The organism is Paenibacillus sp. 2RAB27, from assembly GCF_052115445.1.
Classification (GTDB): domain Bacteria; phylum Bacillota; class Bacilli; order Paenibacillales; family NBRC-103111; genus Paenibacillus_E.
The window spans coordinates 1-17,144 of sequence record NZ_JBFRGR010000027.1 but is presented as its reverse complement, the minus strand read 5'-3'; the positions used below and the strand labels follow the sequence as shown (position 1 = coordinate 17,144).

Genomic DNA, 17,144 nt, shown 5'->3' with positions numbered 1-17,144 from the left:
GTCGCCGGGAACCGCCGGGGACTTTTAACTGTACAAACTACAGCTAATTTTCCCCGTTTTAGCAATTCCGATCAACTAGATGGATTTTGTCCAGTTAATTTCGCCTGATTTCGCTGAAACAGCCAATCATGGGTATATTAGCAGTACTTTTTCCATCTAATCTGCAATATCAGGCTTTTCTAGTTAAAATAGATGGAGGTTTTCCAGTTAAACACCAAGTAACGTGTCCAACATCTGTTAAGGAAAATTCATCTTTGACGTATTATTGAAGAAATTCCAAGCATCAATATCGCGTGTACCCATTCCCCTACTACACCCTTATCCCTTGACCGCACCCATCGTAATGCCTTGTGTAAACGCTTTTTGGAACACGAGAAAGATCGTAATCATAGGAACAGACGCGAGTGCCGCTCCTGCCATCATGATTCCGTAATTGGTCGTAAATTCACCTTGCATCGTCGCTACGCCAAGCGGCAGTGTCATCATCGAGGTAGACCTCGTCATAATGAGCTGACTGAAATAGTCGTTCCACGATGCAATGAAAGTAAAGATCGCTAGCGCTCCTAACGCTGGTTTAAGTAAAGGCAAGATAATCGTGGAGAATAGTCGGATTTCGGAGCAGCCATCGATCTTAGCCGCTTCAATTAACTCCCCTGGTACAGTCTGAGCGAATTGTTTCATCAAGAACACGCCAAATGGCCATCCAATTGCTGGTAAAATAAGTCCATGATACGTATTGACCCAGCCAAAGTCGGCCAACATCGTAAATAGCGGAACAAGAATCACTTGTTTTGGTAAAGCCATTGCAGCGATGAACATCGTAAAAATGATTTTCCGCCCAGGGAATAGCTTTTTCGCCAGGACATAGCCTGCAGAAGCGGAAACCAGGCAGACAGCGGACATTTCAACCAAAGCAATGATAAAACTATTTAACGTCCAGCGCCATACCGGATTCTTAAACAAATCCGCCCAGTTCTGTAAGGTCGGTTTGAGAGGAAACCATTCTGGCGGAATTTGTGTAGCCACCGTTTGGAATTTAAAGGCACCTGTCACAATCCAATAAAACGGAAATATAAAAAACAACGTAGAAAGGATCAATAATAGCGTAGAAAATCCGTTAAATACCCTTTGCCCAGCGTTTACTTTCATGATGTCCCCTCCTAGTACTCAACATCGCTGCCAAAGAATTTAAACTGAATCAACGAGATAACCCCGATAATAATCGCAAGGAATACGCCCATAGCCGAGGCGCTGCCGAAATGACCAAGCACGAAGGCTTGCTCGTACACGCCATACATGACGGTCGAGGTACTATAAACAGGGCCGCCAGAAGTAAGCAATTGAATTAAGGCAAAACACTGAAACGTATTGATCGTCGTGATGACGATAATATAGAGATTGGTCGGCATGAGCATAGGCCAAATAATTTTCAAAAAGATTTGCCACGGGTTCGCTCGGTCGATTTCAGCCGCTTCGATATACGAAGTCGGGATATTGCCAAGGGAAGCCACGTAAAGAATGATCGGCTGACCTACAGAAGTTGTGATCAAAACAGCGATAATCGCAAGCAGTGCTGTGCGCTGGTCGCCCAGCCACGAAATCGGCTCAAGCCCAATTAATCCCCCTAAATAGTTGAGAATCCMGTAATTCGGATGGTAGATCCATCCCCATACAACAGTAATACTTACGACAGAAGAAACGGCTGGCAAATAGAATACGCCTCGAAAGAATGAACGAGCAAACTCTTTTTTCTTGTAAATGGAAACAGCCACGAATAAAGAGAAAACGATTACTATAGGGACCGTTATAACGACTAGCAACAGTGTATTTCGCATTGATTTCAGAAACGTTTCGTTCTGAATCAAATCGACATAATTATCGAATCCTATAAAATTAAACGTTCGCAAGGAGTAATCGAAGAAGCTAATATAGATCCCTTTTACCATGGGATAGGCAACAAAAAGCAGAAAGAATCCGAGAGCAGGCAGTAAAAAGACATAGCTCATAAGCCAATCTCGACGTATGTAACCTTTGGTTTTACGAACCGTTACCTCCATGTTTCTTCCCTCCCTTTCTTTTTTGAGATGAAAAGAGTAGAGTACAATCGCACTCTACTCCCAGTGGACATTCCCCGTGCTTATTTAGAAGCTGCTTGCTCTTTCTTCGCTTTCGCGATGGCTTCGTTCGCTTTGGTTGCAAAGCTATCCAATGCTTCCTTGCCGGTTGCTGTGCCTGTTAACACACGTTGCAATTCCGKGAACCAGAATGTACGAATTTCCGCGTAACCATCGGCAATTGTCGGTGCATCCGTGATGAATTGACGAGCTGTTTCTGCATATTTATATTCGGCATCGCTATAAAGACCGGTAATCGACGTACGCGCTGATAATCCGCCTGTTTGAATCAAATTCTTCTTCGCATATTCGGGATCATTCGCGATAAAATCAACTAGCTTCTTAGCAGCCGTAATCTTGTCTGCGTTTCCATTGTTAAACACGGCCATACCGCCCAAATACGGCTCAAGCTTTGGCTTAGATCCATCTAATGTTGGGAATGGCAGCAGAATATCTTCGAATTGCACCTTCTTGAGCGGAACGTTCTGCGCTTTTAGTACAGCTGAATAATTCAAAGTAAAGGCTAAATTACCTTGCAAGAATAAATCGTTAACATCCGCAGCTGCCAAGGAAGCAGAACCGGACACACTAATTTTATCCTTCGTCGCCTTAGCTACCCAGTCCAATGCTTTCGCAGCATTGTCAGTATTAATGGCTACTTTGGAGTTATCTTCACTTAAGAATCTCGATACGCCTAAGTTGGCAATATAGGCGCGAGTTCCTTGATCACCTGCTGTACTTTTCGCGAAGAAGCCCGTTGGAATAATCTCCGGTGCTTTCTCTTTCACTGCTTGAAGCGCTTTCTCATATTCAGCTACTGTCCACGTCCGATCAGGGCGACTTAGCGGTAGCAAATCAAGCGCACCGATTTTCTCAAATACCGTCTTATTTACGGCCATCATGAATGGCGCCGTATTGATCGGATACATATAAATCTGATCGCCAACCATGGATTGCTTCCATAGCGCAGGCGTAATATCTTTCTTTACTTCTTCGGAAACGATGTCATTCAGCGGAGCGAGTAACTTCTTCTTCCCCCAGTCGATAATACGTCCCGGAGCATCATAAATCACATCTGGCGCCGAGTTCGAAGCGATGGCAACATTCAGCTTTTGCGGACCACCTTCAAAGGTAATCATCTCTAAATTGACTTTAATTTCTGGATGCTTCTTGTTAAAAGCTGCAATAATCTGTTTCTCATATTTCCCAACTTCCCCATCCAGCGGTTGAAAATTCGGGAAGTTCCACCAAGTAATTTCGACAGGCTTCGCAGCCACTGGACTTGGTGATACTGTTTTACTCTCGGCAGTACTCGTGGCTGTGTTCGCTGGTGTATTCGTAGATGAATTGGTACATGCAACTAACTGCGACCCGACAAGAGCAACGCCGATCAATGTCATTAATCCTTTTTTCATAGCCCTCATTTGAGCACCCCCGTTATTGTTTGTGGAATAAACGTGCTTCGTTTCATTCCGTGCACTAAGCATACGTGATATTGAAATCGGGGAGAATCCCCGTATCTTTACATTCATAGTCGTATTCTGACCTGTTCGTTTTCTAGCAAATGAGAGCCTCATTTCCGATAATTTTAATGTTATACTTGAATTACCGCACGGTTTCAAGTCCTAACAAGCTGGGGGAACTTCATGTATAAACTACTAATTGTCGAGGATGAACCTCTAATCAGAGCTGGCTTGCAGCACTATTTTGACTGGACAGCGCTTGGTGTCACTATGATTGTTGAAGCTGAGAATGGCAAGGAAGGCTGGCTCGCAGCACTTCATGAGCAACCTGATCTGATCATTACCGATATACGCATGCCCGAGATGGACGGACTTCAGATGATTGAACACATTCGAGCGACACTCCCGGATACCCTCTTTATTATTTTGACTGGTTTCAATGATTTTGAATATGCCCAAAAGGCGATTCGTCTTGGCGGCGTTCATGCCTTTCTGTTAAAGCCACTGGAATATGAAGAAAGCTTTGCAACTATTCTTAGCTGTATGGCGACACTTAAACAAAGGCGAAATGAACGGACCCAACGTACCGATTTAGAACAACAAGCCAACGAAAACAAAAGCTATAAAAGCAACCAGCTAGTCAAATTTTTACTCGAGGACGAGCATGCAGCTTGGGAGGAAGGCGTACGCCAACAACTCAACGATTTCGATCATTTGTCGTGGTATCAACCTTTTGTGGTAACCTGGTTACCTTCGAATCCCTCTCAAACTATCGAAAGAAGAGAGTTCCAACAACTCGCTGAACGCATCATTCGGTCGACTTTAGACACGATGTCTAGCTCCAGTATTCCCACACAACTATTCTTATATATAGATAAAACCAAATGCCATGCTGTAGCGATATTGGATGATCAACCAAGTGCGTACGATACCGATCAGGTCTCACTTCCAGCTTGCGATTCCAACGTTTTCATGGCTATTGGTAAAATGACGACAGATAGCTCGCAATTAACACAGTTGCTTCGTCTAACGGATCAAGCGCTATATCAACGCTTTTATCAGGACAAACGACAGATCTTCTTTCCGATCATAGCCAATGAGTCGCCGACTCGTGCCAAAGATTCACGTTTACTTCTTGAAGAAGCGGATAAGAATCGTATCATTGCCTCTCTTGAAAGCGCTAATCCTACGGATATCGAGCAGCTGATGCAACGACTCGCACATGACTTGCGCATACATCTGCCCCACACTTCAATGGATCGTGGATTCGCTTTTATTCAAGAAATCATCTCCACCACCGTTCGATTTGCCCACCGGAATGGCATTCCTGTCGAAGGCGTCTACAGTGAAAAACTGCTAAAGCTAACATGTGTCGATGATTTCCCAACGCTTGATGCCCTTTTCAGCTGGTTAACAGCTTGGATGGTGCAAGTCAGCGAAGTATACCGAGATGAGTTCTCTTCAACGAATCACCAGGATGTGCTTATTTTTGAACATATTGAAGCTTATATTAAAGAGCATATCGACCAAGATATTACGCTGCAAATGGTGGCAGATCGTTTCTTCTATAATCCATCGTATTTAAGCCGTATTTTCAAGAGAAAACTAGATAAGAACTACATGAGGTTTGTGACCGAAATTCGTATCCACTATGCGCAAGAATGCTTGAAGAAGCCAGAGTACTTGGTGACGGATGTGTGCACGATGTGCGGGTATAAAAGCTATAAGCATTTCGTCAAAACCTTCCGAAGCATTACAAATATGACGCCATCCGACTATAGGAAGAAATGGGGGTGGTAGACTTTTGAATGCATGGCGGCGGCTTTCGCAGCAATACCGGATGAAGYATGTTAACCATCAAATATTCGTACTTATGATCCTAATTATCACCGTTCCCTTATTGATTATCTCGGTCATTATCTATTTCTTTTCCATCCAAGCCGTCAAAAATGAGTACCAGAGCTCCTCGAACCTGATTCTCACGAATCTGTCCTTCAACATCGACCAATATTTACAGAGTATCGAGAAAGGAACGCTTAACGCTCAAATGGATGGGCAACTGCAGAATGCCTTGGAGCACTGGGTTGCGGATGGCGACGAGAACAGCAATGATCAACGCATTCAATACGGGAACACCATTGAACACTTTGTCAGTTCCATCGAAATGACGATTAAAAATGTGGACAGCGTGCAAATTTACGCAGGTTCTCGTGTCTTTTACTCAGCTAATTTCAATCGCTCGGATTACGATGTCGAGGATTTCACCCATGAGGATTGGTACTTGCAGACACAGCAAAGTAAAGGTGGCATCGTCCTGTTCGGAACGCACCTCCCCTTCCATCGTGTGAATGCCAAGGATCCCGTTATTTCCATAGCAAGAGTCATTAATAAGGTAGGAAGTAAGCAGCCACTCGGGGTTATGCTCATCGATATTCGATTGGATTCTTTGCGAGAAATATTGAAATTGTCCGAGACGAGTAAACGCAACTTCACCATAATAGATAGTCAGGGTGCTAGTATTTATAATTCCGAAAGGTCGACTGCGAATGCCAATGTACCGATCACGTTAGAGAGTCAGAAGCTTCAGACCGTTTTGCATGCTGAAAATGGAAGCTTTTACGCGTATTTTGCCGGGGCCAATTCGTACATTAACTTCGTGACTTCGCCTTATTCGGGCTGGAAGGTCATTCAATCCATCGATGAGAAAGAAATGACGAAGCAAGCCGAGATTTTGATCAAAATCATATTAGCACTAGCCTTCCTATCCCTAGGAACTGCGGTATTATTCATGTTCATTTTATCCGCGCGCGTGACGAAACCTATTATTCTCCTAAGCCGTAAGGTGAAAATGGTTGGCTTAGGCAATTTCGATGTCGATCTTAACTCGAATCGGCAGGATGAGTTCGGTGTGTTGTATCAAGGTATCCGCAAAATGCTAGATGACTTGCAGAACTATATTGAACGTTCCTCCATGGCCAAAGCACAGCAAAAAGTCGCACAATATGGCGCTTTGAAAAGTCAGATCAATCCGCATTTTCTGGCCAATGTGCTGGAAACGATTCAGATGAAGGCGATTATCAGCGGACAACGAGATGTCGCTGAAATGGTCGGTATCCTAGGCCGCTTGTTCCGAATTCATATCCAAACGGGGAAAGAAACGGTTACCTTGCAAGAAGAATTGATCCACATTCGCCTGTATGTCAAAATCCAACAGCTGCGCTTCGGGGATAAAATTCAGTATCGCGAGGAACTCTCGGTGAATAGTGAGACTTTGCAGGTTCTGCATTTTTCATTGCAGCCGCTAATCGAGAATGCCTTCGTGCATGGACTGGAACGGAGCAGTCAAGCAGGACTATTCGAAGTATCTTCCGAGATATCGGGGGATGACTTATTGATCCAGATCAAGGATAATGGAGTTGGCATGGATCAAATCAAGCTTGCGCAGCTGCGAAATCGGCTTGCGCAACCTTCAGATACACTCGATGAAACACATATTGGCATCAAAAATGTGCATGATCGTATCGTCTTCTACTTCGGAGATCCGTATGGGATTGACATAGAAAGTCAACCGGGTGAAGGGACGATCGTGCGGATACGCATGCCTGCGCGGTAGAGTATTCCACTTCAGCACGACAGAGCAAGACGACAGACGACAGACAGGAGGTCCTTATGCTAGGACTCGCGATTTTACTTGCTTTTAACCTTATTGGCATTTGGCTTCAAACGAGCTTTCACATCCCGCTTCCTGGCAATGTGATTGGACTTATTCTTTTTACCATCGCGCTTTTCGCCAAGCTCATTAAGTTAGAATGGGTGGAAACGACGGCGAATTGGTTCACAGGCCATATGATGCTATTTTTTCTACCCTTTGTCGTGGGAACCATGGCTTTCTTCCCGCTGATCGGGGCAAATTGGTTATCGATCGGGGTTGGCGTTATGGGGAGTTCTGTGGCTGTCCTACTCGTAACTGCATTTATCACATCGAAAATGYAACGTAATGAGGATAAAGGGCATCGGATGCCTACTGGTGCAAATGGGCAAAAGACAGTTGAAGGTGGGATGAAATGAACACCTCCGATTGGCTCACGAACCCCGCGTTCGGCATCACGCTCAGCATTGCAGCCTATACGGCTGCTCAGTTTATTCATCAGCGCTGGCGGTGGCTGCATCCGCTTTTTGTCTGCTCAGGCTTCATCACCTTGGTACTGCTGAGCTTCCACATCCCTTATGCCGCCTACAAAGTGGGCGGCGATGTACTCACGCTGCTCTTAGGTCCAGCTACTGTGGCTCTCGGCGTTCCGTTGTACAAGAACGCCGGCTTGATCAAAAAGCACATCGCCGGCATTCTGACAGCCGTGACTTTAGGGTCATTGACCGCCATTGCCAGCGCCGCCGCACTTGTTGGACTGCTCGGCGGAAGCCGCGAGATTCTGCTCAGCATGCTGCCCAAATCCGTCAGCTCGCCGATCGCCCTAGAGATATCACGCCATCTCGGCGGATTGCCAGAGCTAACAGCCGTACTGACGGTGCTCACAGGCTTGTTCGGGAGCATGATCGGCAGAAGGCTTTTGACTTGGCTTAGTTTCCGCGATGCGCTATCCATTGGCATCGCGGTGKGTACCGCTGCGCATGGCATCGGAACAGCACGACTGCTGAAGGATTCGGAGCTTGAGGGCAGCATGAGCGGCTTTGCGATKGGTGCTGCTGGGATTATAACATCGGTATTGTTTGTGCCGATTTATTGGTGGTTTCGTTAACATAAAGCCCCCAGCTTGAAGCGTTCGCTTCAGGTTGGGGGTTTAATCGGTTTCTGTTTGGGGCAGGCGGAGGTGCAACCACCATGCCTGTAAAAACTACAGTTAATTTGCTGCATTTGAGCCAATTATGCGCAATAGATGGAAAACCTCCAGCTAATTTTTAGCTATTTGGCGATTACGAGTGAATCCTCAGTAAATAACTGTATATTTTCCAGTTAATCCATCCCGAATGCTGAAACGATCAAAATTAGCAGTACATTTTCCAGTTAATTCTAATTACAGCCTACTACTCGTCGTTCCTCGCTCAAAATACTTTTCAAGTCCTTACAAGGGATGGTCTCGCCAATCCGGAATCGCACCACTTGCCAGCCGAGAAATCGTTCCATCTTCCCCGTCCACGACGTAGTCGATACCTTGCTGGAATACCTGGTTATCAGGATGTGTGGCATCCGGATGACTCCTCAGCGACACATCCCTGCCACCATAATGCGGTCGATAACGCATCTTCTGCTTCTCCGTACCGGGGAAAACGAACGTTTCCCCTAGCTGACTTCGTAGCTCCATCGCTCATTTCCCCCTTTTCACACTTACCAAAGTAGATCTATTCGACCTGTAATTCCCTCTAGATAAATCCGATCCACTTGGCAAGCATCCGTAAGATCCAGATACTCTTTCTCGTTTACCCTGACTTCTACGATTCCAGCAGCAATAGCCTCAATTGGTGGAAACAACGTGAGATTAGCATCTTTCAAATTCCATACGGTCAGATTACTGCTAGATTGACGCTTCCACGTTGGAATAGCCTGATTTTATTGAAGTGTTTTTTTGTAACATGATCTATCGCCATCTCTGTCATCTCCTCACAATCGATTTATACAATTAGCAGCACTTTATATATTCGCTATTCCTTCACACTGCCAAGAATAATTCCCTTCGTGAAATACCGTTGCAGAAACGGGTAGATGACGAGAATCGGTATTGCTCCCAGAAAGATTTGTGCGGCACGGGCCGTACGATCCGAAATGAGCGCCAGCATCTCGAGATCCGTGTTGCTTTTGATCAATGTATCCAAACCTACAACGACCGTATATAAATAGCTTTGAAGTGGATAATGCGATGGCGAGTTCATGAATAAAATGCCGTCAAACCACGAATTCCAATGGGAAACGGTCGCAAATAGCGTTAGTGTGGCCAAGGATGGCGTCGATAATGGCAAGTAAATGTTCCACAGGATTCGCCACTGCCCAGCACCATCCATCAGGGCTGCTTCTTCCAATTCTTTGGGCAATGCCCGGAAGAAGTTCAGCAAAATAACAACATTATACACAGGCACGGCATGCGTTAAAATTAAGGCCCAAATCGTATCTAACAACCCAAGCGATCGCATTGTCATATAGATTGGAATAATCCCCCCACTGAATAACATGGTGAACACGAATATCCATACATACACCGTTCTGCCCTTGAAACTCGCTGCTTCCTTGGACAGCGGATAGGCGACTAGAATGGTCAGCACCATATTCACGATGACACCTAACACGACTCTTTTGATCGAAATGATGAAAGAAGCCATAAACTCTGGTTTGTCCATGATGAATTGATACGATTTCCATGTGAACTCGACGGGCCAGAAGGTGACTGAGCCTGTGGCAACGGCATTATTGGAGCTGAGCGACATCGCCAGCAAATGTATTAATGGCAGTACACAAAGGACAGACAAGCTAATAAGAAACACATAATTCGCAATGGTGAACCCTCGATATGCCCAAGACGCTGTCTTGATCATGCTGAATTTCCTCCTTCTACTCAGAAAATGCGGTAATTGGCAAACCGATACGCCATCGTATACGAGAGTGAAATAAGAATAAGTGAAACGAGTGACTTAAAGAGACCAACAGCAGTTGCTACCCCGTATTGCGCATCGATCATCCCAATCCGATACACGAAGGTGTCGATGATATCTCCACTTTCATACACGATAGGGCTGTACAAATTGAATACTTGTTCAAATCCCGCGTTCAGCACATTTCCGATACTGAGTGTCGCCAGGAGAACGATAATCGGTGCCATCCCAGGCAAGGTAATGTGCAAGGTTTGCTTCCACCGATTCGCGCCATCCATCGTCGCTGCCTCATACAGCGCTGGGTTAATTCCAAGGATCGCCGCCAAATACACAATCGTGCTGAAACCGAATTCCTTCCACTCATTCGTCAGTACCAACGTGAACGGGAACCATTGATTGTCTCCCAAGAAGAAAATCGACTGCATCCCCAAGGCACGAAGCCCCGCATTGACGATCCCTTCTTTTGGCGAAAGGACATCCAATAAGATCCCGCTTAGAATGACCCACGAAAGGAAATGCGGCAGATATACCAGCGTCTGAACAATCCGTTTCACCGCATTCTTTCGGATCTCATTTAGCAAAATGGCAATGACAATCGGTACGATCAGACCTACAATAATTTTCATGAGGGCAATATAGATCGTATTCCAAAGCACACGGTAGAAATCTGGCAACTCCATTACATATCGAAAGTTATCCATCCCGATCCATTTGGAATGAAAAAGCCCCTGTGTTGGCATGTATTTCTGGAACGCAATGACAATGCCGGCCATCGGATAATACTGAAAAATAAGGATGGCAATCAATCCGGGAATGAGCATCAAATGCAGGGGCATTTGTGCTTTCCATTTTATTCTGTTCACATGTTCTCCCCCTTACCGGATGAAAAAAAGAAGCTGGATTATCGCCAACCTCTTCCATGTCTTCATTATAAAATTAACGAACATGCCACCGATACGGGACATTATTGCGGCCCTTGCTTTATATTAACCAGTTAATCTCGAGTCGCGATACACCTGTGGTGTAAGACCCGTAATCTTCTTAAATAGTCTTGTAAAATAAGCCGCAGACTCCAATCCAACCATGGCTGCRATCTCATGGATTTTGTGCTCAGTCGTCATTAATAGGGTCTTCGCTCGCTGAATACGCACATCCGTAATATAGTCAAGCAGACCTTGCCCTGTTGTTTGTTTATACATGCGTGAGAGGTATGGCGGGCTCAAATACACCAGCTCAGCTAAGCGCGTTAATGAGAGCTCCTCTTGCAGAAAAGCATGCACATAATGATGAATCTGACCGATCATATCCGTTGTTCTCTCTGCTTTTTTCAGCCCATTATAGTCCGCCAGCGACAACGCAATGCCTGCCAGAAATTGAACGGCCCCTACCGTACTGTTGTGCTGAAAAGGATTCAGAAGCTCCTCCATACGAAACGCTTCACCGAGCTGTGCGATCAAATGACGCTTATTGATATACGATAAAAGAAAAGCAGCAAGATGCGAGAACGCCTCATACGCGAGCGCCGCTCCCTTATCGTTGTACGCTAACAGTTTGATCGCGTTAACGACCTCACCAAACAGGTACTCACAACCTTCTTTTTCACCGTTATCCAAATAAGTCTCCAACAGATCCATTTTGTGCAAATGAATTCGCAAATCCTGCTCTTCATAGAATTGCTTACTGGAGCGCAGTTCTTCCTTGTCTTCCTTGCGTTGCTCGGTTAGCAGCATCTCATGGCCTTTCCCGATGCCATAGGCCAACTGCAGCTTCATGCCCTCGATCCGCTGCATCATGGCTTCCCATGTGCAGAAGCTAGAGGCCAGCAGGAAGGAAACCGGCACCTTCAGATGCCGCCGACAGGCCGCCTGAACAAGCTCTACGCTGCCGGAAAGCGTACGAATCGTTTGTTCCTCTTGCCCTTCATCGGTTGGCTCGGTTGGTTGAACGAGCCAAATAAACCGATTACGATCATACGGAAGCGCTATCATGTTGAGTGAGCCGTTCAAATATTCCTCCGCAATATTATGCACGGAATAAAACAGAAGCGATTGATCGGACGGTGCGGCGAAGGATCCCCATTCATCCAAACGTCCGATGACGAGGAGAACAGGACCCCCTGCGTGCAGGCCGATGGCCAGCTCCTTGAACCTCCTCGCCCTAGCGGCTAGCGATTCTGACTCGCCTTGCACGAGCTGTCGCAAGTAATCACGGCGAATTGTCGGCAATGCGGCGTGCAGCTGCGCTCGGGAGCGCTTCAGAATCTCTTCACGGTTGATTTCGAGAGCGATATCCTGTGTTGCCTTCTGCACCGCTTGAATGATGGCCTCATCGCCCTCTGTTTTGAGAACGAAATCGATGCCCCCGTTGCGAATTGCTGTCTGGGCATAAGCAAAATCATCAAACCCCGTCAAGAAAATGATGCGGCAGCGCGGCCATCTTTTACGCGTATAATCGGCAAGCTCCATCCCGCTCATCCCCGGCATTCGAATATCCGTGAGCAGAATGTCCACTTTCCCGGCTTCCATCTTCTCTATCGCTTCCTTGCCAGAGTGAGCTTTCACCATCTCAAAATCCATGTCCTCCAGCTCAAGCAAAGTTTCTGTCAAATAGTGAACGGCCAGCGGCTCATCATCCACGATCATCATTGTCAGCATGACATCACGTCCTCTTTTTGCAAATTGAATTCCCTATACGACGAATGGAATGACGACCGAAACGACCAGACCGCCTTCCTCTCGTCTGAGAATCCGCACACCTGCCTTCTCGCCAAACCTTAATTGTAAGCGTCGATGCACATTCAACATCCCTGTTACTTCTTCGGTTGCTTGCCCCTCTTGCGTCTTAGCCTGGAAATCTCGCAGTTCCACGTCGGTCATCCCTTTGCCATTGTCCTCAACTTGGATGACAACAAGCATCTCACCGTCATCATCCTCATGGCATGTGGTCGAAATCCGCAGATGACGATCTTGATGATCCTGATCAAACCCATGATGATACGCATTCTCCACGATTGGCTGTAAGATAAGCCGTGGAACAACAAGTTGCTTGCATACCTCTGGCAAAGGCTCCATTTCAAATGAAATCCGGTTCATATACCGGATGGTTTGGATTTCAGCAAAAGCACGAACATGGCTTAACTCCCGCTCCAACGGGACTTCCTCACTGCCATTTCGGGTCATGTACTGGAAATAATCGCCGAGATATTTGGTGAATCGGGTAGAGTTCTCGAAATCTTGCGCTTTCGTCATGCGGTACAAAAGGTAGAAGCTGTTATATAAAAAGTGCGGATTGATCTGCGACTGCAGCTGCTTCAGTTCGGATTGCTGCGTACGAATTTTCTGCTCGTAAATTTCGAAAATCAGTTTCTTCAAATGTGCGACCATGTTATTGAATTGGGCATACAAATAATGAAATTCATCACTGCTTTTATACGTTAGCTCGACTTGTAGATCACCGGATTCTACCTTGCGGAAGGCTCGGACAAGCCTGCTGAGCGGGCGATGAATGATGCGATACACATAGATAGAGAACAGGACGATGACAATAAGCGCACATAAGGAGATGAGATATAAATAAACCTGATAGTGATCAAGCGGCCCCATAACAGCCTTTTCCGGGACAAAAGCAACCAACATCAAATCTAATGCCGGTGAATACGTGGAAACCGTAAGAAGACGTTGATTCCCGATTTTAATAAGCTGATTAGCTGCTTGAACGATCTGTGGCGTCTTGATCTGCAACGTGGATATTTGCTCCCGAACCGTCTGACGAATGGGGGCGTATGCCTCTTTATTTTGCGTATGAACGATATCCCAGTCTGCTTTAACGATCGCTGCGCCGCCCTGGTCATAATTAGAAATCTGCGCTAAATACGATTGCATGGCTGGCATGGAAAGCTCCAGTTCCAGAACAAACATCGGGTCGCGCCCTTCCACCAACTGGTTGCTGGGATAATATTCACGTAGGAAAAGATGGTCGCCATCGCGATAAAATAATCCTTTATGCGAGAAAGAATCTCGTTTCAATTGATCCAATCGCTCTCGAGGCAAGCTGTCTGCTAAATCCGTCGATGTAATAATTTTATTAATAGGCGGAATGTACACACTTGCCCGCTCGATATACATACTCGATTCCTTCAATAGGACGAGACGTTGCTGAAACCTTTTCAAAATAACAAGTTTCTGATATTCCGTTAAACTATCGGCCGTCACACTGAGCGCTTCCAAATCTTCATCATTCATGTATTGCCGTTGGATACGTCCCATTCTGTCAATTTCATTTTCGAGTGATGAGCGATAGAACTGAATTTGCGACTCGAGTGATTTGGAAATTTCCTTGCGGACAAGCCCTGCACCCCATTCATTAATCTGTGTACCGATCACATACATAGGTGAAAGAACGATGAGAAAAGTAACTATTAATTTGCCTAGTATTGAGAATCGTCGCTGTCTCCCTGCCATCCGCATAACTCCCCACCCAAACGTCCTTTTTCTCACTATACAAAAGATTAAGCGGCTTGGATATACGAGCTTCACCATAAGATAATAAAAAGCAAGCATGATAAAATTGTCCCATCCTACAACAAAATACCCCGTCCGTAGATTCCTCTACTTTCGGGGCAGCTCATCATCGTCCTATTTGTTCTTCGCGTACCAATCGTTCACTTCTTGCTCGATTTTATCGCCGCCAAGCTTTTGGAACTCTTCAGCGAACTTGTCGAATTCATCGACGGAGGAATCCCCCATGATGATCTTAGTGAACGTTTCCGCTATTTTCTTCTTCAAAGTCGGCAGCTTCTCGGACATCGTCGGTGTTGCTGGCGCTAGGAACAGATTATATTGTCCGATCTTTGCTTTGTTATATTGATCAATAACACTATAACTGCCGCCATCGCCCATCACGATATTGCTAAACCACATGGTGTCATCACCAGCTTTGAACTTCGTCATGCGATCAAAATGAACACTTGCTGGGAATCCAAGTTTACTGCCATCGCCGGTCTTTAAGGATTCTTGCACCTGGTGATAGGCATCTAGATTCGTATTCAGCGAATCCATCGTAACTGGCGCATATTTCGCTGCCATAATCCCCGTTTTCGAATCGGTAATGAATGGGTTCGGATCCGGTGCATACGATTTTTCGTAAAAACGATTGATATAAATATTCGCTAACTTAATAGCCGCTTCCGGATGCTTCGATCCTTTTTTCACCACATAAAAGGTACCAGCCGTATCGTAAAGCTGCGGTACAGCTGGCTGACTATCCGCAGATACAATTGGGAACACTTTCCATTGCGCTTTCGGATCCTTCGTGTGATTCTCCTTCTGGATATAGCCGCCATCTGATACTAATCCGTAGGCAAGCCCGACACGTCCTGCTGCTACATCTTCTTGGATTTTTGCTGGCGGTTTAACGCCGAATTCCTTATCAATCACGCCATCCTTATAGAGCTCTTGGAGCTTCTTTAAAGGCGCTTTTAGTTCTTTTTGAACAAAACCATAGACCAGTTTACCTGATGGATTCTTAATGAAAATATCGGTATACCCATGATAGCCGTTAAAGAAGCCACGCAATGAACCGTGTCCATAATCCCAGAAATCTTTATTCACCGCAAGCCCGATTGTATCTGCTTTCCCGTTACCGTCCGGATCTTGTTTGGCAAATGCCGTTGCAATTTTGATCACATCATCCATCGTTTTCGGTTCAGGCAAATTCAGCTTCTGCAACCAATCCGTTCGTACATAGATCATTTCAGCTGTGGAGATACCGCCATTACTGAACGTGTGAGGAATGCCAAGCATTTTGCCATCAATTGTAGCAGCCTTAATCCCGACGCCACCATCTTGGTTCAACATATCTTTCAAATACTGCGAGCTGTATTGTGCCCATAATTTTGTTAAGTCCTCTAACTGACCCGCATCTGCCAAACGCTTCATTTCCTCTTTATTTACCTCAAGGAAATCTGGAATATCGCCTGATGCGATGGACACATTCAGCTTCTGATGGTACTGCGTTGAATCGACAGTCCACGTATTCTTCACTTTAATCCCGTAGTCTTGCTCGAAAATTTTGGTCCAAATATTGCTGTCGATCGAATCGCCAGCTGCATATTTGAAAGTTGCGTCGACCGAACGCACCGTCGTCACTTCAATTGGCGGATCATATTTCGCCAACGGGTCTACTTTCACTGCTGCCGTTTGAGCAGCCACTGGACTAGCCGATGCCGTTGCGGATTTGGACGCCTCTGGTTGATCCGTCGAATTGCTGCATGCACTTGCGACAACTGATAATAACATAATGGAGCCTATCGAAACCGCCCCGTATTTTCTCCCTTGCTTCATGGCCATTTCCCCCTCGTTCGCCTATTATTCCAACTGGATACGTTTTCATTATAGAATCACTAGAGCATGGCTCGAAACGGGACATTCTTGCGAACCTTGCTTTTTATTACACTCTTTGTATCTCTTTAGGATAAATGATGGTTGAGGGGAATGGCAAGGTGAGGTGAGGCAAGACAAGACAAGACAAGGATAACTCCATCCATGATGTCTACTTTACTTACAAATTTGCATTAACTGGAAAACATACAACTATTTCAGATGAATTTCATCGAAAACTGCATTTAACTGTAAAACATGTAGTTAAAACGACCATTTTTGCTCAGATCGGGTGAAATGGTTCATATTAACTGGAGGTTTTCCATCTATTTTGTTTTTGCTCGGAAAATCCCATTATTTAACTGGAGAAAATCCATCTATTCATATGGMGCATAGGGGAATTACGAAATTTTCATCCCATTAAATCACAATTCAGATCCAGCCATCCATACTCCTACTTCCACTTCCACTTCYACTTCYACTTCYACTTCYACTTCTACTTCTACTTCTACTTCTACTTCTACTTCTACTTCTACTTCYACTTCYACTTCYACTTCTACTTCTACTTCTACTTCTACTTCTACTTCTAC

Annotated in this window: 14 protein-coding genes; 4 read left to right on the top strand and 10 right to left on the bottom strand. The window is 45.5% G+C overall.

Features of this window, described 5'->3' with window-relative positions:
* Window positions 1–318 precede the first annotated feature (318 nt).
* From AB4114_RS26915 to AB4114_RS26905, 3 genes are all read right to left on the bottom strand, one after another.
* The gene (locus AB4114_RS26915) at window positions 319–1,149 is read right to left on the bottom strand and encodes a carbohydrate ABC transporter permease (protein ID WP_441991227.1); all 831 of its coding nucleotides are present in this window, start codon (window positions 1,147–1,149) and stop codon (window positions 319–321) included.
* Window positions 1,150–1,160: 11 nt separating this feature from the next.
* Window positions 1,161–2,057 (bottom strand): carbohydrate ABC transporter permease, encoded by an 897-nt coding sequence (locus AB4114_RS26910; RefSeq protein ID WP_441991226.1) that lies wholly within the window; start codon window positions 2,055–2,057, stop codon window positions 1,161–1,163.
* A gap of 80 nt (window positions 2,058–2,137) precedes the next feature.
* Complete coding sequence (locus AB4114_RS26905) at window positions 2,138–3,538, bottom strand: ABC transporter substrate-binding protein (protein ID WP_441991225.1); 1,401 nt, start codon at window positions 3,536–3,538, stop codon at window positions 2,138–2,140.
* Window positions 3,539–3,760: 222 nt separating this feature from the next.
* Between AB4114_RS26905 and AB4114_RS26900 the strand changes: the two genes are divergently transcribed.
* Genes AB4114_RS26900 through AB4114_RS26885 form a run of 4 tightly spaced genes read left to right on the top strand, consistent with a single transcriptional unit; the run spans window position 3,761 to window position 8,334 of the window.
* Window positions 3,761–5,377: a response regulator transcription factor gene (locus AB4114_RS26900; protein ID WP_441991224.1), complete on the top strand. Its 1,617-nt coding sequence runs from the start codon at window positions 3,761–3,763 to the stop codon at window positions 5,375–5,377.
* A gap of 4 nt (window positions 5,378–5,381) precedes the next feature.
* A complete protein-coding gene (locus tag AB4114_RS26895) occupies window positions 5,382–7,190 on the top strand; it encodes a cache domain-containing sensor histidine kinase (protein ID WP_441991223.1) in 1,809 nt (602 codons plus the stop codon).
* Between the two features lie 56 nt (window positions 7,191–7,246).
* Entirely contained in the window at window positions 7,247–7,645 is a 399-nt protein-coding gene (locus AB4114_RS26890) for a CidA/LrgA family protein (RefSeq protein WP_441991222.1), read from the top strand.
* A complete protein-coding gene (locus AB4114_RS26885) occupies window positions 7,642–8,334 on the top strand; it encodes an LrgB family protein (RefSeq protein ID WP_441991221.1) in 693 nt (230 codons plus the stop codon). Before AB4114_RS26890 ends, AB4114_RS26885 begins: the two co-directional genes overlap by 4 nt.
* Window positions 8,335–8,658: 324 nt before the next feature.
* Here the strand turns inward: AB4114_RS26885 and AB4114_RS26880 are convergent, their stop codons facing one another.
* The 7 genes from AB4114_RS26880 to AB4114_RS26850 all read right to left on the bottom strand — a co-directional run bounded on the left by AB4114_RS26880 (window position 8,659) and on the right by AB4114_RS26850 (window position 16,518).
* Window positions 8,659–8,898, bottom strand: a complete 240-nt coding sequence (locus AB4114_RS26880; protein WP_441991220.1) for a hypothetical protein — start codon at window positions 8,896–8,898, stop codon at window positions 8,659–8,661.
* Window positions 8,899–8,921: 23 nt separating this feature from the next.
* Window positions 8,922–9,065 carry a hypothetical protein gene (locus tag AB4114_RS26875; RefSeq protein WP_441991219.1) on the bottom strand — a complete coding sequence of 48 codons (144 nt, stop codon included), beginning with the start codon at window positions 9,063–9,065 and terminating at the stop codon, window positions 8,922–8,924.
* A gap of 170 nt (window positions 9,066–9,235) precedes the next feature.
* Entirely contained in the window at window positions 9,236–10,120 is an 885-nt protein-coding gene (locus AB4114_RS26870) for a carbohydrate ABC transporter permease (protein ID WP_441991218.1), read from the bottom strand.
* 20 nt (window positions 10,121–10,140) lie between these two features.
* Window positions 10,141–11,013: an ABC transporter permease gene (locus tag AB4114_RS26865; protein ID WP_441991276.1), complete on the bottom strand. Its 873-nt coding sequence runs from the start codon at window positions 11,011–11,013 to the stop codon at window positions 10,141–10,143.
* A gap of 150 nt (window positions 11,014–11,163) precedes the next feature.
* The gene (locus AB4114_RS26860) at window positions 11,164–12,831 is read right to left on the bottom strand and encodes a response regulator transcription factor (RefSeq protein WP_441991217.1); all 1,668 of its coding nucleotides are present in this window, start codon (window positions 12,829–12,831) and stop codon (window positions 11,164–11,166) included.
* Between the two features lie 33 nt (window positions 12,832–12,864).
* The gene (locus AB4114_RS26855) at window positions 12,865–14,637 is read right to left on the bottom strand and encodes a sensor histidine kinase (protein ID WP_441991216.1); all 1,773 of its coding nucleotides are present in this window, start codon (window positions 14,635–14,637) and stop codon (window positions 12,865–12,867) included.
* Window positions 14,638–14,811: 174 nt separating this feature from the next.
* Complete coding sequence (locus AB4114_RS26850) at window positions 14,812–16,518, bottom strand: extracellular solute-binding protein (RefSeq protein WP_441991215.1); 1,707 nt, start codon at window positions 16,516–16,518, stop codon at window positions 14,812–14,814.
* Between the last annotated feature and the right edge of the window lie 626 nt (window positions 16,519–17,144).